Consider the following 1,482-nt stretch of genomic DNA (forward strand, 5'->3'; position numbering starts at 1 on the left):
ACTTACAGTAAAATAGAGTCTGTCAGTAAAAGTACAAGAAATTGCCATTAGTTGCAATTATGGGGCAAACACGTTATTATATCAAAGAATATCATACATAATGCTCTATTTGAATATTATGAAAGTGAGTAGATAGAATGAATAATGAAGAACGGTTAAACCGACAAGAAAATATTAGAAACTTTTCTATCATTGCCCATATTGACCATGGAAAGTCAACGTTGGCTGATAGAATTTTAGAAAACACTAAAAGTGTTGAAACACGAGAAATGCAGTCACAATTATTAGATTCAATGGATTTAGAAAGAGAACGCGGTATCACAATTAAGTTAAATGCCGTTAGATTAAAATACGAAGCAAAAGATGGAAAGAATTATATCTTCCACTTAATTGATACACCAGGACACGTCGATTTCACTTATGAAGTTTCTCGTTCTTTAGCAGCATGTGAAGGGGCTATTTTAGTTGTAGATGCTGCACAAGGTATTGAGGCGCAAACACTAGCGAACGTTTATCTTGCACTTGATAACGATTTAGAATTACTTCCTGTAGTAAATAAGATTGACTTGCCAGCAGCAGATCCAGAACGTGTTAAACAAGAAATTGAAGATGTTATTGGCTTGGATCAAGATGATGTAGTTTTAGCAAGTGCTAAATCTAATATCGGTATTGAAGAGATATTAGAAAAAATTGTTGAAGTAGTACCACCACCAGAAGGCGATCCTTCTGAACCGTTAAAAGCATTAATTTTTGACTCTGAATATGATGCTTATAGAGGTGTCATTTCTTCAATTCGAATTATGGATGGCGTAGTTAAAGCAGGGGATAAAATCAAAATGATGGCAACTGGTAAAGAATTCGAAGTAACTGAAGTAGGTATTAACACACCTAAACAACTTCCAGTTGAAGAATTAACTGTTGGAGATGTTGGTTATATCATCGCAAGTATTAAAAATGTAGATGATTCACGTGTAGGGGATACTATCACGCATGCAGATCGTCCAGCAGCACAACCATTAAAAGGTTATAAAAAAATGAACCCGATGGTATTCTGTGGGCTATTCCCAATTGATAATAAAAAATATAATGATTTAAGAGAAGCATTGGAGAAATTACAGCTAAATGATTCATCACTAGAATTCGAACCAGAGACTTCACAAGCTCTAGGTTTTGGTTTCCGCACAGGTTTCTTAGGAATGTTGCACATGGAAATCATTCAAGAACGTATTGAAAGAGAATTTGGAATTGAATTGATTGCGACAGCTCCATCTGTAATTTATGAATGTATTCTAAAAAACGGTGAAAAGAAAATCGTTGATAACCCAGCACAAATGCCTGAGAGAGATCAAATTGATGAAATCTACGAACCATATGTAAGAGCAACTATGATGGTTCCAAACGATTATGTTGGTGCTGTTATGGAGTTATGTCAGCGTAAACGTGGACAATTTATCAATATGGACTATTTAGATGATATTCGTG

Annotated in this window: 1 protein-coding gene; it reads left to right on the plus strand. The window is 34.8% G+C overall.

From position 1 onward, the window contains the following. Positions 1 to 137 precede the first annotated feature (137 nt). On the plus strand, positions 138 to 1,482 hold a 1,345-nt coding region (lepA, locus tag BU038_RS12300), incomplete at its 3' end, for a translation elongation factor 4 (protein WP_107606251.1).

The sequence above is a fragment of the Staphylococcus simulans genome, from assembly GCF_003043455.1.
Classification (GTDB): domain Bacteria; phylum Bacillota; class Bacilli; order Staphylococcales; family Staphylococcaceae; genus Staphylococcus; species Staphylococcus simulans_A.